The sequence below is a fragment of the Nocardioides lijunqiniae genome, assembly GCF_015024225.1.
Classification (GTDB): Bacteria; Actinomycetota; Actinomycetes; order Propionibacteriales; family Nocardioidaceae; genus Nocardioides; species Nocardioides lijunqiniae.
In genome coordinates this window covers 1-25729 of the sequence record NZ_JACJGM010000043.1, presented here as the reverse complement: position 1 = coordinate 25729, position 25729 = coordinate 1, and the positions used below count along the sequence as shown (strand labels likewise).

Below are 25729 nucleotides of genomic sequence, written 5' to 3'. Positions count from 1 at the left end.
AGACCCACGAGGGCGACCGGGATCACCAGCCGGCGGTGTCGTGGGTTCATCCCTCCAGTCTAGGTTCGCGCCGGTCGGCGAGGCGCATCGCGGAGGCCTCTGCCAGGTCGCTCACCAGTGCTCCATCGACCCCTGGAAGACGGTGGCCAGGTCCTCGGGCGTGACCGGCTTGGGTGCGGTCGCCAGCAGCCGCTGCTGCTGCAGCGACCCGGCGACCAGGTCGTCGACGTCGCCGGCGCCGTAGCCGACCTCGGCCAGGCCGTTGGGGATGCCGATGTCACGCATGAGCCGGGCCAGGACGCCGGGCAGCACGTCGGGACCGCTGCCCGTGACGTCCGGCTCGAGCAGTCGGGCGGCGTGCAGGTGGCGCTCGGGCGCGGCGTCGAAGGTGAACCGGAACGCCTCGGGCGCGGTCAGCGACACCGCCATGCCGTGCGGGACGATCGGCTCGTCGGCGGGGTAGCCCTCGGGGCGGAACGACCGCACCCGTCCGGCGATGGGGTAGGCGTTGGCGTGCGGCACGTGCACGCCCGCGTTGCCGAAGCCCAGCCCGGCGAACGTCGCGGCCATCGCCATCTGCTCCCGTGCCCCCTCGTCCCCGCCGTCGTGCACGGCCGCGCGGAACGCCCCGGCCAGCAGCGACAGGGCCCGCTCGGACCACATGTCGGCGATCGGGTTGGCCCCGCAGTAGGGCACCCGCTGCTCGGGGCGCTTGGCGTCGAAGTCGCCGAACCACCGCGCGGTGTAGCTCTCCAGCGCGTGGCAGAGGATGTCCATGCCGGCCGCGGCGGTCACCATCGGCGGCTGGGTGGCGGTGAGCGCCGGGTCGACCACCGCGAGGCGTGGGCGCAGGGCCGGGTGGCTGATCCCGGTCTTCACCTTCAGCGACAGCACGTCCAGGACGCAGATGGTCGTGCTCTCGCTGCCGGTGCCGGTGGTGGTCGGCACGGCCACGAGCGGCAGCAGCGGTGCGACGGGCGCGCGCGCCTTGCCGACGGGGGCGTTGACGTAGTCCATGAGCTCGCCGGGGTTGGTGGTGAGCAGGTTGACCGCCTTGGCGGTGTCGATCGCGGAGCCGCCGCCCACGGCCACGATCGCGTCGAAGGGCCCCTCGTCGCGCGCGAACCCGATCGCGTCGGACAGCGAGGCGTCGGTCGGCTCCACCCGCGCGCCGTCGTACGTCGTGACCGCGATGCCGTGCGCGGCCACCTGCTCGGCGATCCGCGCGGGGTGGCCGGTGGCAGCCACCCCGGCGTCGGTCACGAGCAGCACCCGTCGGGCGCCGTAGCCGGCCAGGTCGTGGCCGATCTCGGCCGACGCCCCGCGGCCGAACTTCAGGGCGGGGGCGGCGTAGGTGAAGACGGTCTCGGTCACGAGGTCACGCTAGCGGTCGTCGCGCTCCCGCAGGGCCGACCGCACCAGCGGGACGACCGGGACCGCCCCGCTCTCGATCTCCGAGCGTGGCACCCACGCCACGGCGTCGGTGGTGCCGTCGAGCTCGGTCACCAGGGGCCCCGGCTCCCCCACCACGCGGGCGGCGTAGACGAGGCCGATGGCGTGCATCTCCTCGTCCCGGCCGGACGGGGCGGTGCCGCGGATGCGCTCGTCGTCGACGGTCACGACGTCGCCCACCTCGACCGCGACGCCGGTCTCCTCGAGGACCTCGCGCACGACCGCGTCGCGCGGGGCCTCGCCGTGGTCGATCCCGCCTCCCGGCAGCGACCACAGCCCGGTGTGGAAGCCGCGCGGGGACACCCGGGTGAGCAGCACCGCGTCGTCGCGCTCGACCAGCGCGTAGGCGGCCGCGCGCTGCAGCCGGAAGGGCTCGTGCACCGCGAGCGCCTCGCGGACCAGCGAGACCGTCGGCACGGTGCCGTCGACCACGTCACCCACCGGGTGCCACGCGGCGTCGGAGGTGGAGCCGTCCACCTCGACGACGTGCGGCTCGGGCGCGTCGACCGGCACCCACCCGTCGTAGACGATGCGCACGCTGTGGGCGTCGGCCCGGCGACCGTGGCGCCAGGTGTCGGGCAGGTGCAGGGAGAAGGTGTGCGCGGTGTCGCCGATGCTGACCGGCAGGCCGGTCTCCTCGTAGACCTCGCGCACCACGGCCTCGCGCGGGTCCTCGCCGTGGTCGATCCCGCCGCCGGGCAGGGTCCACATCTCGCCTCGCGACAGGCGCGGGGAGAGCCGGCTGAGCAGGATGCGCCCCTCACGGAGGATGACCGCGTACGCCGCCACCCGCTGGACCTGCTCGCCCGCGCGGCTCATGTGAAGGGCGGCCGGCTGTCGCGGGCGAGCGAGCGGCGCCCGGCCCAGCGCCACACCCGGGCCGCACGGTCGCGGTCCTCGTCGGTGACCAGGTTGCCCATCCAGCGCAGGGCCAGGGTCATCAGCCAGTCCGAGCGCATCCCGGCCGGCCCGAGCGTGGGCAGCAGCCGCGGCACGGTGACCAGCCCGGCCAGTCGGCGCGCGATCGAGAAGGACTCGCCGTAGTGCTCGCGCAGCAGCGAGGGCCACACGGTCGCGAGGTCGTCGGTCTCGGCCATGACCTGCGCCACCAGGCGGCCGGTCTCGAGGCCGTAGTCGATGCCCTCGCCGTTGAGCGGGTTGACGCAGCCGGCCGCGTCGCCGATCAGGGCCCAGTTGGCGCCGGCCACGTGCGAGACGGCCCCGCCCATCGGCAGCAGCGCCGAGGTGGGCAGCCGCAGGTCGCCGGAGAGCCCGAACTCCTCGCGCCGCTCGTCGGCGTAGAACGACATCAGCGGCTTGATCGCGATGTTGGCGGGCCGCTTGGCCGTGGCGAGGGTGCCGACACCGATGTTCACCTCGCCGGTGCCCAGCGGGAAGATCCACCCGTAGCCCGACAGGATCTCGCCGTCCTCGCCGCGCAGCTCCAGGTGCGAGCTGATCCAGGGGTCGTCGGACATCGTCGAGGCGATGTAGGCGCGCCCGGCGACGCCGTAGACGGTGTCGCGGTGCCACTCGCGGCCCAGGATCTTGCCCAACGGCGAGCGGACGCCGTCGGCGACGACCAGGCGCCGGCAGGCGATCTCGAAGCGCTCCTCGCCCCGCTGGAAGACCACCGCCGCGACCCGCGCGCCCTCACGCCGTACGTCGACCGCGCGGACGCCGTCGATCGCGGTGGCGCCGGACTTGATGGCGGTCGTGCGCAGGTGGTCGTCGAGCTCGGTGCGCGCTACCGCGCTGCCCCACGCCGGGAGCGTGCCGCCGGGCCAGGGCAGCAGGAGGGTCTGGCCGAAGCCGTGGGCGCGCAGGCCCTGGTTGACGGTGTGGGCGCGCAGCCAGTCCTCGAGGCCGAGGCGCTGCAGCTCGCCGATCGCGCGCGGGGTGAGGCCGTCGCCGCAGGTCTTGTCGCGGGGGAACACCGCCGCGTCCGCGAGCACGACGTCCGCGCCGCCACGGGCCGCCCACGCCGCCGCGGCCGACCCGGCCGGCCCGGCGCCCACCACCAGCACGTCGGTGTGGGCGGGCATCGTGGTCACGCCTCGATTCTCTCAGCCGGGCGGTGACGGCGCCCCGGCAGGGCCGACGGTGGTCGAGGTGCGAGCGAAGCGAGCCTCGAAACCACCGACGAGAGCGACGAAGCCCCGCCACCGGGCTGGTGGCGGGGCTGGTCGTGCTGCTGGTGCCGATCTGGTTTCGAGACGTGTCGCACGTCCCGCGCTGACGCGCGGTCCGTGCCGACACTCCTCAACCTTTGCGGCTCGGTCTCTCCCGCCGCGAGCGGCGGGAGAGGCCGCTAATTCTGGTAGGACCCAAAGTCGAAGTCGTCGAGAGCGACGGCCTGACCCGAGGCGGCATTGCCGAACTCGTAGTCGTAGGAGTCGTAGCCGGTGACGGAGTACGCCGCGGCGCGGGCCTCCTCGGTGGGCTCCACCCGGATGTTGCGGTAGCGCTCCAGTCCGGTGCCGGCCGGGATCAGCTTGCCGATGATCACGTTCTCCTTCAGGCCACGCAGCGAGTCGGAGCGACCGTGGATCGCCGCGTCGGTGAGGACGCGGGTGGTCTCCTGGAAGGAGGCCGCCGACAGCCACGACTCGGTCGCGAGGGAGGCCTTCGTGATGCCCATGAGCACCGGACGACCCGAGGCCGGCTTGCCGCCCTCGGAGACGACGCGACGGTTCTCCTCCTCGAAGCGCACCCGGTCGACCAGGTCGGAGGGGAGCAGGTTCGTCTCCCCCGACTCGATGACCGTGACCCGGCGCAGCATCTGCCGCACGATGATCTCGATGTGCTTGTCGTGGATCGACACGCCCTGGCTGCGGTAGACCGCCTGGACCTCGTCGACCAGGTGCTCCTGCGCCTTGCGGACGCCGAGGATGCGCAGCACGTCCTGCGGGTCCGGCGTACCGGACGTCAGGTGGTGCCCGACCTCGATGTGCTGGCCGTCCTCGACGTTGAGGCGCGAGCGCTTCGACACGGGGTACTCCTGCACCTCCGAGCCGTCGTCCGGGGTCACCAGGACCTTGCGGGTCTTGTCGGTGTCCTCGATCTCCACCCGACCGGCGGACTCCGAGATCGGGGTCCGGCCCTTGGGCGAGCGGGCCTCGAAGAGCTCGACCACGCGGGGCAGACCCTGCGTGATGTCGTCGGCCGAGGCCACACCACCGGTGTGGAAGGTGCGCATGGTCAGCTGCGTGCCGGGCTCACCGATCGACTGGGCGGCGATGATGCCGACCGCCTCGCCGATGTCGACGAGCTTGCCGGTGGCCAACGAGCGGCCGTAGCACTTGGCACAGGTACCGGTCTTGGCGTCGCAGGTCAGCACGGAGCGGACCTTGACCGTCTCGATGCCGGCGGCCACGAGCTCGCCGATCTTGACGTCCCCGAGGTCGCCACCCGCCTCGACCAGCACGTCGCCGGACTCGGGGTGGGTGACCTCGCTGGAGGCCGAGCGGGCGTAGGCCGCGGTCTCGGCGTTGTCGTCCTTGCGGACCACACCGTCGGAGCCACGGACGCCGATGACCTTGGGCAGGCCGCGCTCGGTGCCGCAGTCGTCCTCACGGATGATGACGTCCTGCGACACGTCGACCAGACGACGCGTGAGGTAGCCCGAGTCCGCCGTGCGCAGCGCGGTGTCGGCCAGGCCCTTGCGAGCACCGTGGGTCGAGATGAAGTACTCGAGCACCGACAGGCCCTCACGGAAGTTGGCCTTGATCGGGCGCGGGATGATCTCGCCCTTCGGGTTGGCCACCAGGCCTCGCATGGCGCCGACCTGACGGATCTGGTTCATGTTTCCGGACGCGCCCGAGTCGACCATCATGTAGATCGGGTTGGAGCGCTCGAACGTCGCCTCCATGGCGTCGCCGACCTCCTTGGAGGCCTCCGTCCAGATCTCGATGAGCTCCTGGCGACGCTCGTCGTCGGTGACCAGACCGCGCTCGAACTGCTTCTGGACCTTGGCGGCCTGCTCCTCGAAGCGCGAGAGGATCTCGATCTTGTTCGTCGGCGTCGTGACGTCGTCGATGGAGACCGTGACGCCCGAGCGGGTCGCCCAGGTGAAGCCGGTGTCCTTGAGGGCGTCGAGCGAGGCCGCGACCTCGACCTTGGTGTAGCGCTCGGCCAGGTCGTTGACGATCGCGCCCAGGGCCTTCTTGCCCACCTCGTAGTTCACGAAGGGGTAGTCGGCCGGCAGGGTGTCGTTGAACAGCGCGCGGCCCAGCGTGGTCTCGAGGGTCAGCGTCTGACCCTCCTCCCAGTCGGAGCCGAGCTCGAGGTCCAGCGGCGGGACGATGTCGTTGAAGCGGATCTTGACCTTGCTCTGCACCGAGATCTCGCCACGGTCGTAGGCCATGATCGCCTCGGCCGGCGACGAGAACGCGCGACCGGCGCCCGGCTCGTCCTCACGGTCGGTCGTCAGGAAGAACAGGCCGATGATCATGTCCTGGGTGGGCATGGTGACCGGACGGCCGTCCGACGGCTTGAGGATGTTGTTGGTCGAGAGCATCAGGATCCGTGCCTCGGCCTGGGCCTCGGCCGACAGCGGCAGGTGCACCGCCATCTGGTCGCCGTCGAAGTCGGCGTTGAACGCCGTGCAGACGAGCGGGTGGATCTGGATGGCCTTGCCCTCGATCAGCTGGGGCTCGAAGGCCTGGATGCCGAGGCGGTGCAGCGTGGGCGCACGGTTGAGCAGCACGGGGTGCTCGGTGATGACCTCTTCGAGGACGTCCCACACGACCGGGCGGGCGCGCTCGACCATGCGCTTGGCCGACTTGATGTTCTGCGCGTGCGACAGGTCGACCAGGCGCTTCATCACGAAGGGCTTGAAGAGCTCCAGCGCCATCTGCTTGGGCAGACCGCACTGGTGCAGCTTGAGCTGCGGGCCCGAGACGATGACCGAGCGGCCGGAGTAGTCGACGCGCTTGCCGAGGAGGTTCTGGCGGAAGCGCCCCTGCTTGCCCTTGAGCATGTCGGAGAGCGACTTGAGCGGGCGGTTGCCCGGACCGGTCACCGGACGACCACGACGGCCGTTGTCGAACAGCGAGTCGACGGCCTCCTGGAGCATCCGCTTCTCGTTGTTGACGATGATCTCGGGCGCGCCGAGGTCGAGCAGCCGCTTGAGGCGGTTGTTGCGGTTGATCACGCGGCGGTAGAGGTCGTTCAGGTCGGAGGTGGCGAAGCGGCCACCGTCGAGCTGGACCATCGGGCGCAGGTCCGGCGGGATGACCGGGACGGCGTCCAGGACCATGCCGCGCGGCTCGTTGCCGGTCTTGCGGAACGCGTCGACGACCTTGAGGCGCTTGAGGGCGCGGACCTTCTTCTGGCCCTTGCCGTTGGCGATGGTGTCGCGCAGCGACTCCACCTCGGCCTCGATGTCGAAGCCCTCGAGGCGCTTCTGGATCGCCGTGGCGCCCATGTGGCCCTCGAAGTACTTGCCGAACCAGTTCTTCATCTCGCGGTAGAGCAGCTCGTCGCCCATCAGGTCCTGGACCTTGAGGGACTTGAACGTGCTCCAGACCTCGTCGAGGCGGTCGATCTCGCGCTGGGCGCGGTCACGGACCTGCTTCATCTCGCGCTCGGCACCGTCGCGGACCTTGCGGCGCGCGTCGGCCTTGGCGCCCTCGGACTCGAGGGTCGCCATGTCCTCCTCGAGCTTCTTCATCCGGTCGTCGAGGGTCGAGTCGCGGCGCTTCTCGAGGCGCTCGCGCTCGAGCTGCACCTTGCCCTCGTTGGAGGACAGGTCGCGGTGGCGGGCGTCCTCGTCGACGGCGGTGATCATGTAGGCGGCGAAGTAGATGACCTTCTCGAGGTCCTTCGGCGCCAGGTCGAGCAGGTAGCCCAGTCGCGACGGGACACCCTTGAAGTACCAGATGTGGGTCACGGGGGCGGCCAGCTCGATGTGGCCCATGCGCTCGCGGCGCACCTTGGAGCGGGTCACCTCGACGCCGCAGCGCTCGCAGATGATGCCCTTGAAGCGCACGCGCTTGTACTTGCCGCAGTAGCACTCCCAGTCCCGGGTGGGACCGAAGATCTTCTCGCAGAAGAGGCCGTCACGCTCGGGCTTGAGCGTGCGGTAGTTGATGGTCTCCGGCTTCTTGACCTCGCCGTGGCTCCACGTGCGGATGTCGTCCGCGGTGGCCAGGCCGATCTTGAGCTGGTCGAAGAAGTTCACGTCGAGCACGATGGCTGCAACCCTTCGTAGTACTTAAGAGATAAGAAGAAATGGGGGGCGGAGGCCGGCGCCCCTGACGGTGCAGGGGCGCCGGCGACTCACACCTCTTCGACCGAGCTGGGCTCGCGACGCGACAGGTCGATGCCGAGCTCCTCGGCGGCGCGGAAGACGTCCTCCTCCGCGTCGCGGAGCTCGATCTGCGAGCCGTCCTGGCTGAGCACCTCGACGTTGAGGCAGAGGGACTGCATCTCCTTGACGAGCACCTTGAACGACTCCGGGATGCCCGAGTCGGGGATGTTCTCGCCCTTGACGATCGCCTCGTAGACCTTGACGCGACCGGGCACGTCGTCGGACTTGATCGTGAGCAGCTCCTGCAGCGCGTAGGCGGCGCCGTAGGCCTCCATCGCCCAGACCTCCATCTCGCCGAACCGCTGGCCACCGAACTGGGCCTTACCGCCCAGGGGCTGCTGCGTGATCATCGAGTAGGGGCCGGTGCTCCGCGCGTGGATCTTGTCGTCCACGAGGTGGTGGAGCTTGAGGATGTACATGTAGCCCACCGAGACCGGGTCCGCGAACGGCTCGCCGGAGCGGCCGTCGAAGAGGTTGGCCTTGCCGGTGTCGCCGATCATCCGCACGCCGTCACGGTTGGGCGTGGTCGCGCCCAGCAGCCCGGTGATCTCGTCCTCGCGGGCGCCGTCGAACACCGGCGTCGCCACCTTGGTGTTCGGGGCGGCCTTGTCCGCGTGGATCTTGATCAGGCGCTGCTTCCAGTCGGCGTCGGACTTGTCGTCCATGAAGTCGAGGTCCCAGCCCTGCTTGGCGAGCCAGCCGAGGTGGAGCTCGAGGATCTGACCGATGTTCATCCGTCGCGGGACGCCGAGCGGGTTGAGGACCACGTCGACCGGGGTGCCGTCCTCCATGAACGGCATGTCCTCGACCGGCAGGATCTTCGCGATGACGCCCTTGTTGCCGTGGCGGCCGGCGAGCTTGTCGCCCACCGAGATCTTGCGCTTCTGGGCGACGTAGACCCGCACCAGCTGGTTGACGCCCGGGGGCAGCTCGTCGCCGTCCTCGCGGTCGAACACGCGGACGCCGATGACCGTGCCGGACTCACCGTGGGGGACCTTCATCGAGGTGTCGCGCACCTCGCGCGCCTTCTCGCCGAAGATCGCGCGCAGCAGCCGCTCCTCCGGGGTGAGCTCGGTCTCGCCCTTGGGCGTGACCTTGCCGACCAGGATGTCGCCCGTGGTGACCTCGGCGCCGATGCGGATGATCCCGCGCTCGTCGAGGTCGGCCAGCATCTCCTCGGAGACGTTGGGGATGTCGCGGGTGATCTCCTCGGGGCCCAGCTTGGTGTCGCGGGCGTCGACCTCGTGCTCCTCGATGTGGATCGAGGTGAGGACGTCCTCCTGCACCAGGCGCTGGCTGAGGATGATCGCGTCCTCGTAGTTGTGACCCTGCCAGGGCATGAAGGCGACCAGCAGGTTCGTGCCGAGCGCCATCTCGGCGTTGTCGGTGCACGGGCCGTCGGCGATCGGCGAGCCGATCTCGAGCCGGTCGCCCTCGGCGACCAGCGGGCGCTGGTTGATGCACGTGCCCTGGTTGGAGCGCTTGAACTTGGCCAGCTTGTAGGTGGAGTAGGTGCCGTCGTCGTTCATCGTCTCGATGAGCTCGGCGGACACCTCCTTGACCACTCCGGCCTTGTCGGAGACGACCACGTCGCCGGCGTCGACCGCGGCGCGGTACTCGATGCCGGTGCCGACCAGGGGCGAGTCGCTCGTGATGAGCGGCACGGCCTGGCGCTGCATGTTGGCGCCCATGAGCGCGCGGTTGGCGTCGTCGTGCTCGAGGAACGGGATCAGGGCGGTCGCGACCGACACCATCTGGCGCGGCGAGACGTCCATGTAGTCGACCTCGCCGGCCAGGATCTCGGAGACCTCGCCGAAGCGCTGGCGGACCAGCACCCGCTCCTCGACGAACTTCTTGTTCTTGTCGAGCGCGGCGTTGGCCTGGGCGATGACGTAGCGGTCCTCGTCGTCGGCCGTGAGGTAGTCGATCTTGTCGGTGACGGTGCCGTTCTCGACCTTGCGGTAGGGCGTCTCGACGAAGCCGAACGGGTTGATGCGTCCGTAGGAGGCGAGCGAGCCGATCAGGCCGATGTTCGGGCCCTCCGGGGTCTCGATCGGGCACATGCGGCCGTAGTGCGACGGGTGGACGTCGCGGACCTCCATGCCGGCGCGGTCGCGGGAGAGCCCGCCCGGGCCCAGCGCCGACAGGCGACGCTTGTGCGTCAGGCCGGAGATGGGGTTGGTCTGGTCCATGAACTGCGAGAGCTGCGAGGTTCCGAAGAACTCCTTCAGCGCCGCGACCACGGGGCGGATGTTGATCAGCGACTGAGGCGTGATGGCCTCGACGTCCTGGGTCGTCATCCGCTCGCGCACCACGCGCTCCATGCGGGCCAGGCCCGTGCGGAGCTGGTTCTGGATGAGCTCGCCGACCGTGCGCATGCGGCGGTTGCCGAAGTGGTCGATGTCGTCGGGCCCGATCTCGAGGTCGCCCTGGGGCGTCTCGAGCTGCTCGCGGCCGTCGTGCAGCGCCACGATGTAGCGGATGGCGGCGACCACGTCGGCGATCGTCAGCGTCTGGTGGTCGAACGCCTCCAGCAGGCCGAGCTTCTTGTTGATCTTGTAGCGGCCGACCTTCGCGAGGTCGTAGCGCTTGGGGTTGAAGTAGTAGTTCTTCAACAGCGTCAGCGCGGCCTCACGCGTGGGCGGCTCGCCCGGGCGCAGCTTGCGGTAGATGTCCAGCAGCGCGTCGTCCGGCCCCTGGGTGTTGTCCTTCTCCTCGGTCAGCTGGATCGACTCGTACTGGCGCAGCTCGGCCATGACGGCGTCGTAGTCGTACTCCTCGCCGATGTCCTCGGCGACGGCCTGGAGGGCCTTGAGGAGCACGGTGACGTTCTGCTTGCGCTTGCGGTCGAGGCGGACGCCGACCAGGTCGCGCTTGTCGATCTCGAACTCGAGCCAGGCGCCGCGCGAGGGGATCAGCTTGGCGGTGTAGATGTCCTTGTCGGACGTCTTGTCGGCGGTGCGCTCGAAGTAGACGCCCGGCGAGCGGACGAGCTGCGAGACGACGACGCGCTCGGTGCCGTTGATGACGAAGGTGCCCTTGGGCGTCATGAGCGGGAAGTCGCCCATGAAGACCGTCTGGCCCTTGATCTCACCGGTGTCGTTGTTGGTGAACTCCGCCGAGACGTAGAGCGGAGCGGAGTAGGTGAAGTCCTTCTCCTTGCACTCGTCGACGGTGTACTTGGGGTCGTAGAAGACGGGGTTCTCGAAGGCGAGGGACATCGTCTCGGAGAAGTCCTCGATCGGCGAGATCTCCTCGAAGATCTCGGTCAGACCGGACTTGGCGGAGACGTCCTCGCCCTCGGCGCGGCGGCGCTCGACGACGGCGTCCCACTTCTCGTTGCCGATCAGCCAGTCGAAGGCGTCGGTCTGGAGTGAGAGGAGCTGAGGAACCTCGAGGGGCTCATCGATCTTTGCGAAAGAGATGCGAGGGGAGTAACCGGAAGTGCTGCGCGCGGCCAAGATTTGTCCTTCGACGTGTCGCTGTGAGAGACGCGCCCACCCACCACAGGCTCAACCACCGGGCAGGATGACAAGTATTTGAGGGCAGGCGCAATGCGCTACCATACACGACTCCGGGGCGCACAACAACCTCTGCATGCACCGCAACGATGAGCGTCGCGAGGATCATGCGCCAGCACGGCGCCCAGGTCAAGCACCGCCACGGCGCGCGGTGGATCTCAGGGCTCTTCTGGGGCTCCCCCGGGGCGGGCGCTCAGCGCTGCGCGCGGTCGGTGCGCAGGTCGTCGACGAGCCACTCGCCGTCGACCAGGCGCATCTCCAGGGTCACCTGGTTGCGGTAGGTCACCGAGCCCTGCGCGTTGGTCGTGGGCTGGTTGACGTAGAGCAGCACGTCCACGCGGTCCTCGCTGGAGCGCACCACCGCGTCCGCCAGCGGCTCCTCGACCGAGACCACGGTCCGGGTGCGGGGGGCGTTCTCCTCCAGCAGGGTGAACGTGTCGTCGTAGAGCTTGCGGAACGCCGGGGTGAGGTAGCCGCGGGCCGCGGCGGCGTCCTCCTCGAGCGTGCGGTAGTCGTAGGAGAGGACGGGGACGACGGCGGTCCGGGCGGCCGCGCGCGCGGCATCCTCGTCCACCGGCGCCGGGCGGGTCCAGGCGAAGACCGTCGCCACGACGGCCGCCAGCGCGAGCACGGCCAGCGCGGCCACGACCCAGAGCGGAGCGCCGGTGCGGGCCCCAGCGTCGGGCCCGGCGTCGGGTCCAGCAGGGACGGGCTCGTCCTGGACCACGGGCTCCCCCGCGGCGTCGCCCTCGGGCGCCTCTGGCGCTTCGGGCTCCTCGGGGGCCTCCTGCGGCGGCAGGGTCGCGTCGTAGGCGGCGCGCCGCTCGGGGTCGAGCAGGACCGTGCCGGCCTCGTTGAACACCCGGAAGCGCCGGTCGTCGGGCTCGAGATCGGCGATCGCGGCCCTCCAGGCCGCGCGGATCTCCTCCGGCGAGGCGTCGCGCTCCACGTCGAGCAGGTCGTACCAGTGCGGCGTCATGGCGTGGCCCCCTCCTCGGGAACCAGGGGCGCTGCCGGCTCCGAGGGATCCTGCGGCAGCTGCTGCGGGAGCTGCCCCTGCTCGGGCTCCCCCGTGAGGTCCTGGAAGGCGTCGACCAGCCAGTCGCCGTCGATCCTCTTGAGCGACACCTCGTAGCGGAACGGGATCGCGTCGGTGTCGATGCGCTTGGCCGAGTCCTCGGGCGCCTGCGGGTCGGGGTAGGAGGTGGCGAACGAGCCGGCCACCAGCACGGTGGCGGAGTCGTCGTCGATGGTCGCCGTGCCGTAGGAGAACACCTCGGCGGTGCGGGCGACCCCCGCCTGGGCCACGGTGGCCTCCGCCAGGCCGGCCTGCTCCTCGAAGTCGGCGCCGAACTTGGGCGTCATCACCTCGGAGACCAGCTCGCGGTACTCCGGCATCGCGTTCTTCGCGTCGAGCAGCTGGGGCCCGTAGGTGTGCACGCGCAGGACGAACTGCTCGGCCTGCGACATGGCGCTCTCGCGCTCACGGACCGCCGAGTCGTCCTCGCCGAACACCGCGGCCACCCGCTCGCTCGGGGAGGCGCCGTCCTCGGCCCGCGAGCCGGCGAGGTAGCCGAGCGAGCCGAGGCACGCGATGACGACGACGACGAGCACGGGCACGACCGCGCGCGGCAGCCGCGTACGACGGCGGGCCGGGCGGGGCGTGGAGGTCGCGACGCGGTCGTCGGTCACCGGCGGTTCGTCGCCAGAGGCTGGAGGTACAGCCACTTCCACGACTCCTCTCCCAGGGACGGCGGGGCCACGCTACCGCTCGGCGACGCGGTGCCGGGGGCGCCCCAGCTCAGCCGGCCGGTCGTCTGGTCGAAGGAGCCGACCACGCGGTTGAGGTTCTGCGAGCCGCGCGCGTTGCTCTGCGAGGCGGCCTCGGCGCACCGGGCGTTCTCGTTCATGGGCCGGTTCGAGCCGTCCTGGGGGATGCGCCGGTCGGTGCCCTCGTAGCCCTTGCGGCACACCGGGGTGTTGGTGAGGATCAGGCCGAAGTGGGCGTCGTAGAGGCCGTTGGGCGACTTGGAGACGACGGTGAAGCCGCCCTCGACGACGTAGGGGTAGATGACCAGCACCTGCGCGACGCCGTCGAGGCGCTTGACGATGACGTTGCCGGTGGTCACGAGGTTGTTGATCAGGCTGCCCAGCTCGACCTGGTTGTCCTCGAGGAACGTCCGCAGCTGCGTCGCGGTGGCCGACCCGGTGTCGATCACCTGGCGCAGGTCGCCGTCGGCGTCCGCGAGCGTGTCGCTGAACAGCGCGAGCTCGCGGGCGAACGTGCGCAGCGCGCTCTCGGAGCGGATCTGGCCGTTGAGGACGACGTTGCTGTCCTCGATCAGGCGCGAGGTGACGTCGAAGTTGCGGTTGGCCACCTCGATGAAGGACGTGCCGGAGTCGATGATCGTCTGCAGGTCGTCGCCGGCGCCGGCGAAGGCGAGCCCGAACTCGTCCACCGTCGTGCGCAGCGCGTCCTGGTCGACCGACGAGACCGTGTTGGACAGGTTCGTCAGGAGCTGGTTGGTGGAGATGGGCGTCCGCGTGTCGGTCACCGCGATCTCGGAGTCGCCCTCCAGGTAGGGCCCGTCGTCGACCTTGGGCTGGAGCTCGACGTACTGCTCCCCCACGGCGGAGCGGTTGCCGACGACGGCGAGGGTGTCGGCGGGGATCTCGTCGAACTCGTTGTCGATGCCGAGGTGGACGTCGACGCCCTCGTCGGTCAGCACGAGCTTGTCGACGGTCCCGACCTTGACGCCGCGGTAGCTCACCTCGCCGCCGGCGAAGATGCCGCCGGACTCGGGGAAGTGGGCGACCACGGTGTAGCTGTCGTCGACCAGCAGCCGGTCCAGCTTGGCGTAGCGCGCGCCGACGTAGGTCACGCCGAGCAGCGTGATGACGACGAAGACCAGGAGCTGGACCTTGGTGCGGCGGGTGATCACCGGACCACCATCCCCGGGACGAGGAGCGACACCAGGTCGGGGTCGTAGACCTCCATGAGCTGTCCCATCGTGGGTCCGCGGTCCGGTGGACCGTCGTCGTCGCCGAAGCCGGTGCGGCCCAGGCCGCCCAGCGGGCCCGGCAGGTCGGGCAGGGGCAGGGGCAGGTCGGGCAGCGGGATGACGCCACCACCGCCGCCGCCGTCACCGGTGCCGCCGGGGCACAGGACGGGCAGCTTGATCGGGCTGGCGGCGCACACGGCCGCGACGACGCCGCCGGGCAGGCCCAGGCAGGCCTCCGCGGTCTTCTCGGTCAGGCACCGGGTGATGGCGTCCGAGGCCCCCTGGCACAGCTTCGGCAGATCCAGCACCTCGTCGAGGGGCAGGTCGTCGGGGATCTCGGGCAGCGTGGTGCACGGCACGCCGACCGCGGGCAGGCCAGCGCCCAGGTCGAGGTCGAGGGTGATCGAGAGGTTGGTGTAGTCGCCCATGTGCAGGTTGCGGGCCACCTGCGGGTCGCGGCCCACGACCTCGTCGACGAAGGGATAGGTGAGGAAGACGTTGAACGCCTTCACGAAGCTGTCGCCGGAGTTGGCGAGCTGGGTCAGGACCGGCTGCAGCTGGCGGATCGAGTCGATCGTGACGTCCTTGGACTCGCGGATCACCCGGACTCCGACGTCGCCGAGCCGGTTGAGGGCCTGCAGCATCTTCACCAGGTCGCCACGCTGGGCGTCGAGCGAGGTGAGCGCGCTGGGCAGCTCGGCGAGCGCGGAGTTGATGACGCCCTCCTGCCGGTTGGCCGCGACCGACAGCCGGTTGAGGGACTCGATGGCGTCGACGATGCCGTCCTTGTTGTCGGCCAGCTGCCCCATCAGCTGGTCGATCTGGACGAGCACGGACTTGGCACTGTCCTCGCGCCCCTCGAGGGCGAGGTTGAGCTCGCGGGTGATGGTCTTGAGCTGCGCGACGCCGCCGCCGTTGAGCAGGAGGCTGAGCGCGCCCAGCACCTCCTCCACCTCGGGGTTGCGGCCGGTGCGCTCGATCGGGATGACGTCGCCGTCGCCGAGCTCGCCCGTGCCGCCGTCCTCCGGCGCCTTGAGGGACACGAACTTCTCGCCCAGCAGGCTGGTCTGGCGGATCTCGGCGATGGGCTTGTCGGGAAGCTCGGTGTCGCCGCGCAGCTCGATGGTCACCTTCGCGACCGTGCCCTCGAGCTCCACGTCGGTGACCTGGCCGACGCTGACGTCGTTGACCTTGACCGTCGACTGCGGCACCAGGTCGAGGACGTCGGCGAACATGACCTCCACCCGGATCGCGTCGTCGCCGGCGCTGGTGCCACCGGGGAGCGGCAGGCTGTAGACGTCGAAGTCGCAGGCGCTGAGGGCGAGGCTCCCGAGCAGCATGGCCACCAGCAGCCGCAGCCGTGCCCTCATCGGCGTCCTCGTGCGGGCCTTCACCGTGCGGGCCGTCACCGGTCCACCTCCACGAGACCGCCGAGGGTGGGGTCGAAGGCCGCTCCGTAGCCGGTCCCGGTGCCGGCGCCGAACGGCGTCCGCTTGGGGAACGGCAGCGACTCGATCAGGTCGCACAGCCGGCCCGTGGTGTCCTGCTCGGCCACGAGGCTGCAGAGCAGGATCTCGGGGTTGTTGACGATCTCGTTCTCCAGGTTGCCGATGTTGGCGTTGGTGTCGAGCGTGCCGGCGTCGGGGTTGTAGGTCAGCGCCAGGTTGTTGAGGGCCAGCGGGGCGAGCTTGAGGGTCTCGTCCAGGGCACCACGCTGCTTGACCAGGACCTTGGCGACGCGGTTGATCTTCTTGATGTTGCGGCCCAGCACGTCCTTGTTGTCGCGGACGAAGGTGCCCACCTGGCCCAGGGCCTCGGCGAGGTTGCTCAGCGCGGCCGCCAGCTCCTGGCGCTCCCCCGACAGCATCGTCGACACCGAGCCGAGCGAGGAGTTGAAGCGCTGCACGGTCGCGTCGTTGTCGGCGAGGGTCTCGATGAACTTGCCGAGCTGCTCGGCGGAGCCGAAGAGCTCCTCCTTGTTGTTGTCCAGCGTCCGGGTGAGCGTGCTGAAGTCCCGGATGGTCTCGTTGAGCTGCTCGCCCTGGCCGCCGAAGTTCTCGGCCGTGGTCTCGAGCAGGTCGGTCAGCGCACCCTCGGAGTTGGCCCCGTCGGGTCCCAGCGCGACGTTGAGCCGGTCGAGGCTGGAGTAGATCTGGTCGAGCTCCAGGGGCACCGCGGTGCGACCCTCGTCGAGCTCGACGTTGTCGGCGAGCACCTCGCCCTCGGTGTAGACCGGGGTCAGCTGGATGTAGCGGTCGCCCACGATGGACGGCGCGATGATGACGGCCTTCGCGTCCTCGGGGATCTTCACCGCGGCGTCGTAGGTCATCGTGACCTCGACGTCGGTGCCCGAGGGCGTCACCCGCTCGACGGAGCCGATGGGGACGCCGAGCACCCGCACCTCGCTGCCCTCGTAGACCGAGATGGTGCGCGGGAAGTGGGCCGTGAGTCGCTTCTGCTCGTCCCCGCCGGTCATGGCCAGCACCGCGGCCACGACGAGGCCCAGGACCAGCAGGGGCACGAGGTACTTCTTCAGCGTCGTCATGGCTGGATCGTCCCGACCGGGGGGAGGTTCTGGATGTAGGTGTCGAACCACGGCCCGTTGCCCAGGGTGTTGGCGAAGACCCGGTAGAACGGCGCCATCAGGCGCAGGCTGTTGTCGAGGTTGTCCTCGTTCTTGTTGAGCACGTCGACGACCTCCTCCAGCTTGAGCAGGGCCGGCTTGAGGTCCTGGCGGGTCTGCTTGACCAGCAGCGTCAGCTCGCGCGAGAGCGTCGAGGTCGACACCAGCAGGTCGTGGACGGCCTCGCGCCGCGCCACGAGCGCGCGGAAGAGGACGTCGGAGTCGCGCATCAGGCCGATGATGTCCTCGTCGCGCTCGTCCAGGACGGTGGTGACCCGGTCGAGGTTCTGCAGCAGGGTGTTGATCTGGGCGTCGCGCGAGGCGATGGTCCGCGAGAGCGCGGACACCCCGCCCAGGGCGGCGCGGAACTCGTCGGGGGTGTTGCGGGTGAGGTCGGCCAGCGTCGTCAGCGACTCGGCCAGCTGGTCGGTGTCGATGTCGGCGGAGGTCTCGGCGAGCCCCGAGAAGGCCTCCACGACGTCGAACGGCGAGCTCGTGCGCTCGACGGGGATCTCGCTGCCGTCGTCGAGCTGGTCCTTGCCGGCCGGCTCGAGCGCCAGGAACATCGCGCCGAGCAGCGTCTTGACCTTGATGGCGGCCTGGGTCTCGCTGCCGAACGCGGAGTCGGTCTTGACCCGGAAGGTGACCCGGACGTGGTCGCCGGCCAGCTCGACCTTCTCCACCTTGCCCACGCGCACGCCCGCGATGCGGACCTCGTCGTTGGCCTTCAGCCCGCCGGCCTCGGTGAAGGCGGCGTAGTAGGTGTCGCCGCCGCCGATGAGGGGCAGGTCCTGGGCCCGGAAGGCGGCGACGAGCATCAGCAGCAGGACGGTGATGCTGACGGCGCCGATCATGACCGGGTTGCGCTCGCGGAAGGGCTTCATCCGAGGTCGCACCTCGCAGCCGAGGTGTTGTAGTCGACGTCGATCGGGCGGATGCCGGGCAGCCGCACCTGGCCCTTGAAGTTGCAGAGGTAGAAGTTGAACCAGGAGCCGTAGATGGCCGTGCGACCGACCTTCTCCAGCTTGATCGGGAGCACCTGGAGCGCGCGGTCCAGCTCGCCCTTGTTGCGGGCGACGTTCTCGCTGAAGCGGCGCAGCTGCTTGATGTCCTGGACGAACGGCGGACGGATCCCCTTCACCAGGTCGGCGGTCTCCACCGACAGCGAGGAGATCTGGTCCAGCGAGTCCAAGATGGCGTCCCGGTCCTTGTTCAGCCCGCCCACGAAGGTCCGGAAGGTCTTGATCAGGTCGGTGAGCTGGTCGTCGCGGTCGGCGAGGTTGTCGAGCACCTGGTTGAGGTTGGTGATCAGGTCGCCGATGACCTGGTCGCGCGCGGCGAGCGTGCTGGTGATCGACGCGGTGTTGCCCAGCAGGCTCTCGAGCGTCCCGCCCTCGCCCTGGAAGACCTGGACGATCTCGTAGGAGAGCTTGTTGACGTCGTCGGGCGAGAGCGCCTCGAACAGCGGCTTGAAACCGTTGAAGAGCACGGTCAGGTCGAGGGCCGGCGAGGTGCGGTCGACGGGGATGGTGTCGCCATCGTCGAGGACGTCCCCCTCGCCGATCTCCGTGGTCAGGGAGATGTAGCGCTGCCCGACGAGGTTGCGGTACTTGATCAGGGCGTGGGTGGACTCGGTCAGCCGGGTCTCGTCCTCGACGGAGAACGACACCCGCGCGCGGGTGCGGTCGACGATCTCCACGTCGCTGACCGTGCCGACCTTGACGCCGGCGATCCGGACGTCGTCGCCCTTGACGACGCCGGTCGCGTCCACGAACTCCGCCTCGTAGTTGCGGGAGCCGCCGAAGGTGAGGTTGCCGATCGTGACCACGAGGACGCCCGTGGCCAGGGTCGTGACGACGATGAAGACCATCAGCTTCATCAGGTCGTTGAGGGTGCGCTTGTCGAGGTAGGCCATCAGCGGAGGCTCACCTCCGCGCCACGCGCCATCGGGGCGACCAGCATCACGCTGAGGTCGGGGACCTCGGCGGCGGGAACGCCGAAGCCGGGACCCATCAGCGACTTGAGCAGGTCGGACTCCTCGATGCTGCCGGGCTCGGCGGCGCCGTCGAAGAGGGCGCCGGGCGACACCCGCGAGGTGCCCTTGCCCGTGGGCTCGTCGACGCCGTCGTCGAAGTTCGGCTGGCTGCGCACGGGGTTGGACTGGTTCCACGGCGGGTTGGGCAGGCTCAGGCAGTCGGGGCCGCGGTCCTCGCCGATGCGCGGCTTGTCGGCGGGGCCGTAGCTGCGGGGCTGGCGCGGGAGGGTCTCCAGGACGATGTGGAGGGTGAAGCCGCGGAACGCCTCGGCCTGCAGCTTGCCGGCCTTGACGATGCCCTCGGTCAGGCACGGGAAGACCGGGGCGTACCTCGCCAGCACGCGCAGCTGCGCCGAGCTGACCTCGCCGAGCCGCACCAGGTTGTCGCCGTTGTCCTCGAGGAAGACCTTCGCGGTGTCGGAGAACGACGCGACGTCCTTGAAGAGCGCGTTGAGCTGGACCGAGCGGTCCTCGAGGGTGCCGGTCGTGGTGACCGTGTTCTCCAGGATCTGCGCCACCTCCGGCAGCACGTCGGCGTAGATGTCGGAGACCTGGGCCGTGAGCCGCAGGTCCTCGACCAGGCCGGGGATCTGCGGGTTGAGCCGCTTGAGGTAGGCGTCGACGGTCTCGAGGTTCTCGCCGATCAGCTCGCCGCGTCCCTCGAGCGCGGTGGCCAGCGCGTTGAGCGTCATGTTGATGTCGGCCGGCTGGACCGCCCGGAGCAGCGGGTAGAGGTCGGAGAGGACCTCCTCCACCTCGGTGCTGACCTCGGTGCGCTCGATCACGGCGTCGGTGGCGAGCTGTCCCTCGGGGCCGGTCTCCGGGATCTCGAGGCTGACGTACTTCTCGCCGAAGAGCGTCTTGGGCACGATCGAGCCGGTCACGTTGGCCGGGATCGTGTCCATCTCCTCGGGGAAGATCCCCAGGGTGAGCTCGGCGCCGCCCGAGCGGGTGTCGAAGTCGAGCACCTCGCCGACGATGACGCCGCGGATCTTGACGTCGGCGCGCGTGGGCAGCTGCAGGCCGATCGAGGAGGTCTCGAGCGTCACCTCGTCGTAGTCGACGTACTTCTTGGTGAAGATCGCGTAGGTCGCGTAGACGCCCAGGACCAGCAGCGCCAGGAAGGCGACGCCGAGAACCTTGTGGTTGCCGAGGATCCTCATGCCCTCACCCCGCCAGTCTCACGGTGGTGGTGGTGCCCCAGATCGCCATCGACAGGAACAGGTCGATGACGTTGATGGCCACGATGCTGGTGCGCACGGCACGACCCACGGCCACGCCCACGCCGGCCGGGCCGCCGGAGGCGTTGTAGCCGTGGTAGCAGTGGATGAGGATCACGACGACGGCGAAGACCAGGACCTTGCCGAAGGACCAGAGCACGTCGCCGGGTGGCAGGAACTGGTTGAAGTAGTGGTCGTAGGTGCCCGAGCTCTGGCCGTAGAACTGGGTGACGATCAGCCGGCTGGCGAAGTACGACGACAGCAGCCCCACGACGTAGAGCGGGACGATCGCGATCAGCCCGCCCACGACGCGCGTGGCGACGAGGAACGGCATCGAGGGGATGGCCATCGTCTCGAGGGCGTCGACCTCCTCGGAGATGCGCATGGCGCCCAGCTGGGCGGTGAAGCCGCAGCCCACGGTGGCCGCCAGCGCGATGCCGGCCACCAGGGGCGCGATCTCGCGGGTGTTGAAGTAGGCCGAGACGAACCCGGAGAAGGCGGCCGTGCCCAGCTGGTTGAGCGCGGCGTAGCCGGACAGGCCCACCTGCGCGCCGGTGAAGAACGTCATGCCGGCGATGACGCCGACGGTGCCGCCGATGACGGCCAGCGACCCGGAGCCGAGGGTGACCTCGGCCAGGATCCGCATGATCTCCTTCGGGTAGCGCTTGACCGAGCGCGGGATCGCCCGGAGCACGCCGAGGTAGAACGCCAGCTGTCCGCCGAGCTCGTTGATCGAGCCCAGCGGCTTCTCGTAGACCGCCCGGATGGCGGCAGAGCTCTTCCCCACGCCCGTCAACCCGTCTTCGGCGGGATGACTTGGAGGTAGATCGTGCTCATGACGAAGTTGACGACGAACAGGAGCAGGAAGGTGATGACGACCGACTCGTTGACGGCGTCGCCGACGCCCTTGGGCCCGCCGCCGGCGTTCATGCCCTTGTAGGAGGCCACGATCGCGGCGATGAAGCCGAAGACCAGCGCCTTGAGCAGGCCGACCCACAGGTCGGGCAGCTGCGCCAGGGCCGTGAAGCTCGCGAGGTAGGCGCCGGGGGTGCCGTCCTGGAGCACGACGTTGAAGACGTAGCCGCCGGCGACGCCCACGACGCTGACGAGCCCGTTGAGGAAGAACGCGACCATCATGCAGGCCAGGACCCGGGGCACCACGAGACGCTGGATCGGGTCGATGCCGAGCACCATCATCGCGTCGAGCTCTTCACGGATCTTGCGGGCGCCGAGGTCGGCGGCGATGGCCGAGCCTCCGGCACCGGCGATCAGCAGCGCCGTGGCGATGGGTCCGGCCTGCTGGATCACCGCCAGGACCGAGGCCGAGCCCGTGAACGACTGGGCGCCGAACTGCTTGATCAGCCCACCCACCTGCAGCGCGATGACCGCGCCGAAGGGGATGGCGACCAGCGCCGTCGGGATGATCGTGACCGAGGCGATGAACCAGGCCTGCTGGAGGAACTCCCGCATCTGGAAGGGACGCCGGAACAGCGCTCGGCCGACGTCGAGACCGAACGCGAAGAGCTGCCCTGCAGTGCCGACCGGGGCGAGGACCCGGGTCGCGGTGGATGCCACGAGGTGTGTGTCCCCCCGTCACTTACCGATAGTCATGTTCATGTTCTCCTCGAACGACCCCGGCGGCGGCGTGACGCCGTTGTCGCGGCACCAGGCGCCCGGCTCGCGCTGGCTGCGCCGCGGGATCCCGTTGGACGGCTCCTGCTGGAGCGGGATCGGCGGCAGCGGGGGGAGCTCCTGGTCCTTCTCGGACGCGAGCTCGTCGGCGTCCTTCTCCTCGGACATGCCGATCGGACCGACGCGCTGGGCGTTGAGGAACTGGCGCACGACCGGCTCCTCGGAGCTGAGGAGCATCTCGCGGGGGCCGAACATCGCCAGGTGCTTGTGGTAGAGCAGGCCGATGTTGTCGGGCACCGTCCGGGCGGTGTTGACGTCGTGGGTGACGATCAGGAACGTCGCGTCGATCTGCGCGTTCAGGTCGATGATGAGCTGGTTGAGGAACGCCGTGCGCACCGGGTCGAGGCCCGAGTCGGGCTCGTCGAACAGGACGATCTCGGGGTCCAGGACCAGCGCACGGGCGAGACCGGCGCGCTTGCGCATGCCGCCGGAGATCTCGCCGGGGAGCTTGTCCTCGGCGCCGAGGAGTCCCACCAGGTCCATCTTCTCCATGACGATGTCGCGGATGTCGGACTCGGACTTCTTGGTGTGCTCGCGCAGCGGGAAGGCGACGTTGTCGTAGAGATTCATCGAGCCGAACATGGCGCCGTCCTGGAACAGCACGCCGAAGAGCTTGCGGATCTCGTAGAGCTCCTTCTCCGAGCAGCTCGCGATGTCCGTGCCCTCGATGACGATGGAGCCCTTGTCGGGCTTCAGCAGGCCGATGAGGGTCTTGAGGAACACCGACTTGCCCGTGCCGGAGGGGCCGAGCATCACGCAGATCTCGCCCGCCGGGATGGTGAGGGACACGTCGCCCCAGATGAGCTGCTTGCCGAACGACTTGGTGAGGTCGTCGACCTTGATCTCCACGCCCATGCCGACCCTCTCCCCCTCGGACCCTGCGGCCCGTCCCCAGACGCGAGTGCGTCAGTGCACACACGGACCACTCGTCAGTAACAACGGTGCTCCGGCGGCGAGGTTACGCGGCTTTGTGCTTCCCGTCACGGACCGGGTGGGGAGTGAGACCGAGGCGTGACCCCGGGGGTCACCTGCGCAAACGCGATCTGGGGCTCCCGGACGCACGACGGGCGGCCACCCCCGCAGGGATGGCCGCCCGTCGTGGCGGTGCGGTGCCCGTCGAGCGGCTGGGATCAGCCGCGGACGAGCGGGCGGGTCACTTGAGGGTGACGGTGGCCCCGGCGCCCTCGAGCGCCTCCTTGGCCTTGTCGGCCGTGGCCTTGTCGACCTTCTCGACGACAGCCTTCGGCGCGGCCTCGACCAGCTCCTTGGCCTCCTTCAGGCCGAGGGAGGTCAGGGCGCGCACCTCCTTGATGACGTTGATCTTCTTGTCGCCGGCAGCCTCGAGGATGACGTCGAACTCGTCCTGGACAGCGGCCTCCTCGCCACCGCCGGCGCCGCCGGCAGCAGGAGCAGCGGCAGCCGCGACGGGAGCAGCGGCGGTCACGCCGAAGGTCTCCTCGAACTGCGACACGAACTCGGAGAGCTCGATGAGGGTCATTTCCTTGAACGCGTCGAGCAGCTCGTCAGTGCTGAGCTTCGCCATGGTGGCGTTTCCTTCCATTCGGTGGCCCGCCGCAGGGCGACGGACCGGGTTTCAGGTGGTGGGTACCGAGGTCCTGGGTCAGGACTCGGTGGCGTCGCCCTCATCGGAGGTCTCGGCGTCGGCGGCGGGAGCCTCGTCGGCCGCGGGGGCCTCCGGGGTCTCGTCGGCCGGAGCCTCGGCCTCGTCTGCGGGGGCCTCGTCGGCAGCAGCTGCCTCCGGGGCGTCCTCGGCGGCGACCGACGTACCGGCACCACCTGCGAGGATCGAGGGGTCCTGCTCGGCCTTCGCCTGGAGTGCGCCGGCGAGCCGGGCAGCCTGGGCGAGGGGGGCGTTGAGCAGGTAGACGGCCTGGCTGAGGGAGGCGAGCATGGCGCCCGCCATCTTGCCCAGGAGCACCTCGCGCGACTCGAGGTCGGCGAGCTTGCCGATCTCCTTCGCGTCGAGGATGTTGCCGTCCAGGACCCCGCCCTTGATGACCAGGGTGGGGTTGGCCTTGGCAAAGTCACGCAGACCCTTGGCCGCCTCGACGACGTCACCGCTGATGAAGGCGATGGCGGTCGGGCCGGTCAGCAGGTCGTCGAAGCCGGAGATGCCCACCTGGTTGGCGGCGATCTTGGCCAGCGTGTTCTTGACCACGGCGTAGTTGGCGTTCTCACCGAGGGAGCGGCGCAGGTTCTGCAGCTCCTTGACGGTCAGACCGCGGTACTCGGTCAGCACGGCACCGGCGGAGTCGTTGAACGAGTCAACGATCTCCGCGACGGCGGCGTCTCTGTCTGCCCGCGCCATGGGTCTCCTTCCGGACTGGGAGACCACCGCGCCGGGTCCGTCACAATGACGAACGCCCTGAGCGCAGATGCTCAGGGCGTGGACTTCGCGGCGAGCCGCGGGTCTTGCTCTGTCACCTGCGCAGGCCGTCCGCATCGCTGCGGAACCTTCGGTCTGGCTGCTGATGCAGCCGGACAACCGGCGGTCTCTGGATTCAGGTACGAACTGTACGGGCGCGGGGGGCGCCCGCCAAATCGGGTCAGGTGAGCAGCCGGACCGGCTCCCCCGCCCGCCAGGCGGCGACGTCCTCGACCGCCTCGGTGAAGTAGCGGCGGTAGTTGCCGGCGCTCACGTAGCCGAGGTGCGGCGTGGCCAGCACCGTGGGCAGCGAGCGCAGCGGGTGGTCCAGCGGCACCGGCTCCTCGTCGAACACGTCCAGCCCCGCTCCGGCGATCCGGCCCGCCCGCAGGGAGTCCACGAGCGCGCCGGTGTCGACCAGCCCGGCCCGCGAGGTGTTGACCAGCCGCGCGGCCGGCCGCATCGCCGCCAGCTCGGCCGCCCCCACCAGCCCACGGGTGCTCTCGGAGAGCACCAGGTGCAGGGTGACGACGTCCGAGGCGGCCATCAGCTCGACCAGGCTCCCGGCCCGCCGGACCCCCGCCTCAGCGGCCCGCTCGTCGGTCAGGTGCGGGCTCCAGCCCAGCACCTCCATGCCGAATGCCCGCCCGACCTCCGCGACCCGGCTGCCGATCTTGCCGAGCCCCACGACCCCGAGCGTCGCCCCCGCCAGGTCGACCCCGACGCTGCGCTGCCAGGGCCCGCCGTCGCGGAACGACGCGGACTCCGGCCCGAGGTGGCGCACCAGCCCGAGGATCAGCGCCCACGTCAGCTCCACCGGAGGCGCCGAGCTGCTCGCCGTGCCGCACACGGTGACGCCGCGCTCCCGGCACGCCGCCAGGTCGATCGAGGCGTTGCGCATCCCGCTGGTCACCACCAGCCTCAGCTCCGGCAGCCGCTCCAGGAGCTCGCGGGTCAGCGGCGTCCGCTCCCGCATCACGACCACCACGGCGGCCCCCTCCAGCACCCGCACCAGCTCCTCGCCAGCGAGGTGCTCGCTCACCGAGGACACCTCCACCCCCTCGAGCACCGACCAGTCGGCGTACGACAGGGCGACCTGCTGGTAGTCGTCGAGGATCACTGCGCGCATGGTCTTAGCGTGCCAGGGGCTCCTGCATCTCTCGCCTGCGGCGGTGCGGCGGCGCGGCGCGCGGCGTTCAAGCTTCCGCGCTGCGCGCGGGGGTGGGGGGTCGGGCTCGAACGCCTGCCTCCTCGGGGGGTGCGGGCCGGGTGGTGGTGGGGTGCGGTCGTCGCCTGCGGCGACAGGGCCACGGCGCCGGAAACCAGCCCTGCGCTCCTTCGTCGCTCCGGGCGGCCAGTCCCATCCACACCGGCGCCGTGGCCCTGTCGCCTCCGGCTCCTCCGCACCCCACCACCACCCGTCCCGCCCCCGATGCCACAGCCCGCTTCTCGCGCAGCGGGGGTGGAGGAGTCAGGGGGTCGGGG

The 25729-nt window shown here is 70.0% G+C and carries 19 protein-coding genes; all 19 read right to left on the bottom strand.

Annotated features, from left to right (window positions below; all coding sequences use genetic code 11):
* Positions 1-111 precede the first annotated feature (111 nt).
* On the bottom strand, positions 112-1374 hold the full coding sequence (locus IRQ30_RS20660; RefSeq protein ID WP_193614776.1) for an iron-containing alcohol dehydrogenase: 1263 nt from the start codon (positions 1372-1374) through the stop codon (positions 112-114).
* Between the two features lie 9 nt (positions 1375-1383).
* Positions 1384-2271 (bottom strand): NUDIX hydrolase, encoded by an 888-nt coding sequence (locus tag IRQ30_RS20655; RefSeq protein WP_193614775.1) that lies wholly within the window; start codon positions 2269-2271, stop codon positions 1384-1386.
* Positions 2268-3497 carry a geranylgeranyl reductase family protein gene (locus IRQ30_RS20650; RefSeq protein WP_193614789.1) on the bottom strand — a complete coding sequence of 410 codons (1230 nt, stop codon included), beginning with the start codon at positions 3495-3497 and terminating at the stop codon, positions 2268-2270. The genes IRQ30_RS20655 and IRQ30_RS20650 overlap by 4 nt, the downstream gene beginning before the upstream one ends.
* 266 nt (positions 3498-3763) lie before the next feature.
* Positions 3764-7645 carry a DNA-directed RNA polymerase subunit beta' gene (locus IRQ30_RS20645; RefSeq protein WP_193614774.1) on the bottom strand — a complete coding sequence of 1294 codons (3882 nt, stop codon included), beginning with the start codon at positions 7643-7645 and terminating at the stop codon, positions 3764-3766.
* A gap of 89 nt (positions 7646-7734) precedes the next feature.
* Positions 7735-11226 (bottom strand): DNA-directed RNA polymerase subunit beta, encoded by a 3492-nt coding sequence (rpoB, locus tag IRQ30_RS20640; RefSeq protein WP_134740078.1) that lies wholly within the window; start codon positions 11224-11226, stop codon positions 7735-7737.
* Between the two features lie 253 nt (positions 11227-11479).
* Positions 11480-12265 (bottom strand): DnaJ domain-containing protein, encoded by a 786-nt coding sequence (locus tag IRQ30_RS20635; protein WP_193614773.1) that lies wholly within the window; start codon positions 12263-12265, stop codon positions 11480-11482.
* Positions 12262-12978 carry a hypothetical protein gene (locus IRQ30_RS20630; RefSeq protein WP_193614772.1) on the bottom strand — a complete coding sequence of 239 codons (717 nt, stop codon included), beginning with the start codon at positions 12976-12978 and terminating at the stop codon, positions 12262-12264. The genes IRQ30_RS20635 and IRQ30_RS20630 overlap by 4 nt, the downstream gene beginning before the upstream one ends.
* A complete protein-coding gene (locus IRQ30_RS20625; RefSeq protein ID WP_193614771.1) occupies positions 12975-14228 on the bottom strand; it encodes an MCE family protein in 1254 nt (417 codons plus the stop codon). Before IRQ30_RS20625 ends, IRQ30_RS20630 begins: the two co-directional genes overlap by 4 nt.
* Positions 14225-15697, bottom strand: coding sequence for an MCE family protein (locus tag IRQ30_RS20620; protein WP_193614770.1), 1473 nt, complete (start codon positions 15695-15697; stop codon positions 14225-14227). The genes IRQ30_RS20625 and IRQ30_RS20620 overlap by 4 nt, the downstream gene beginning before the upstream one ends.
* Complete coding sequence (locus IRQ30_RS20615) at positions 15694-16833, bottom strand: MCE family protein (protein WP_193614769.1); 1140 nt, start codon at positions 16831-16833, stop codon at positions 15694-15696. The genes IRQ30_RS20620 and IRQ30_RS20615 overlap by 4 nt, the downstream gene beginning before the upstream one ends.
* Positions 16830-17795, bottom strand: a complete 966-nt coding sequence (locus tag IRQ30_RS20610) for an MCE family protein (RefSeq protein WP_193614768.1) — start codon at positions 17793-17795, stop codon at positions 16830-16832. The genes IRQ30_RS20615 and IRQ30_RS20610 overlap by 4 nt, the downstream gene beginning before the upstream one ends.
* Positions 17792-18826: an MCE family protein gene (locus IRQ30_RS20605; protein WP_193614767.1), complete on the bottom strand. Its 1035-nt coding sequence runs from the start codon at positions 18824-18826 to the stop codon at positions 17792-17794. The genes IRQ30_RS20610 and IRQ30_RS20605 overlap by 4 nt, the downstream gene beginning before the upstream one ends.
* Positions 18826-20109: an MCE family protein gene (locus IRQ30_RS20600; protein ID WP_193614766.1), complete on the bottom strand. Its 1284-nt coding sequence runs from the start codon at positions 20107-20109 to the stop codon at positions 18826-18828. The genes IRQ30_RS20605 and IRQ30_RS20600 overlap by 1 nt, the downstream gene beginning before the upstream one ends.
* A 4-nt stretch (positions 20110-20113) precedes the next feature.
* Positions 20114-20953, bottom strand: a complete 840-nt coding sequence (locus tag IRQ30_RS20595) for an ABC transporter permease (RefSeq protein ID WP_193608787.1) — start codon at positions 20951-20953, stop codon at positions 20114-20116.
* Between the two features lie 5 nt (positions 20954-20958).
* Entirely contained in the window at positions 20959-21741 is a 783-nt protein-coding gene (locus tag IRQ30_RS20590; RefSeq protein WP_193608788.1) for an ABC transporter permease, read from the bottom strand.
* Between the two features lie 18 nt (positions 21742-21759).
* Positions 21760-22713 carry an ABC transporter ATP-binding protein gene (locus IRQ30_RS20585; RefSeq protein WP_193608789.1) on the bottom strand — a complete coding sequence of 318 codons (954 nt, stop codon included), beginning with the start codon at positions 22711-22713 and terminating at the stop codon, positions 21760-21762.
* Between the two features lie 298 nt (positions 22714-23011).
* Complete coding sequence (rplL, locus tag IRQ30_RS20580) at positions 23012-23401, bottom strand: 50S ribosomal protein L7/L12 (RefSeq protein ID WP_193608790.1); 390 nt, start codon at positions 23399-23401, stop codon at positions 23012-23014.
* Between the two features lie 78 nt (positions 23402-23479).
* Positions 23480-24187 (bottom strand): 50S ribosomal protein L10, encoded by a 708-nt coding sequence (gene rplJ, locus IRQ30_RS20575; RefSeq protein ID WP_193614765.1) that lies wholly within the window; start codon positions 24185-24187, stop codon positions 23480-23482.
* Between the two features lie 238 nt (positions 24188-24425).
* Complete coding sequence (locus IRQ30_RS20570; protein ID WP_193614764.1) at positions 24426-25373, bottom strand: D-2-hydroxyacid dehydrogenase family protein; 948 nt, start codon at positions 25371-25373, stop codon at positions 24426-24428.
* Between the last annotated feature and the right edge of the window lie 356 nt (positions 25374-25729).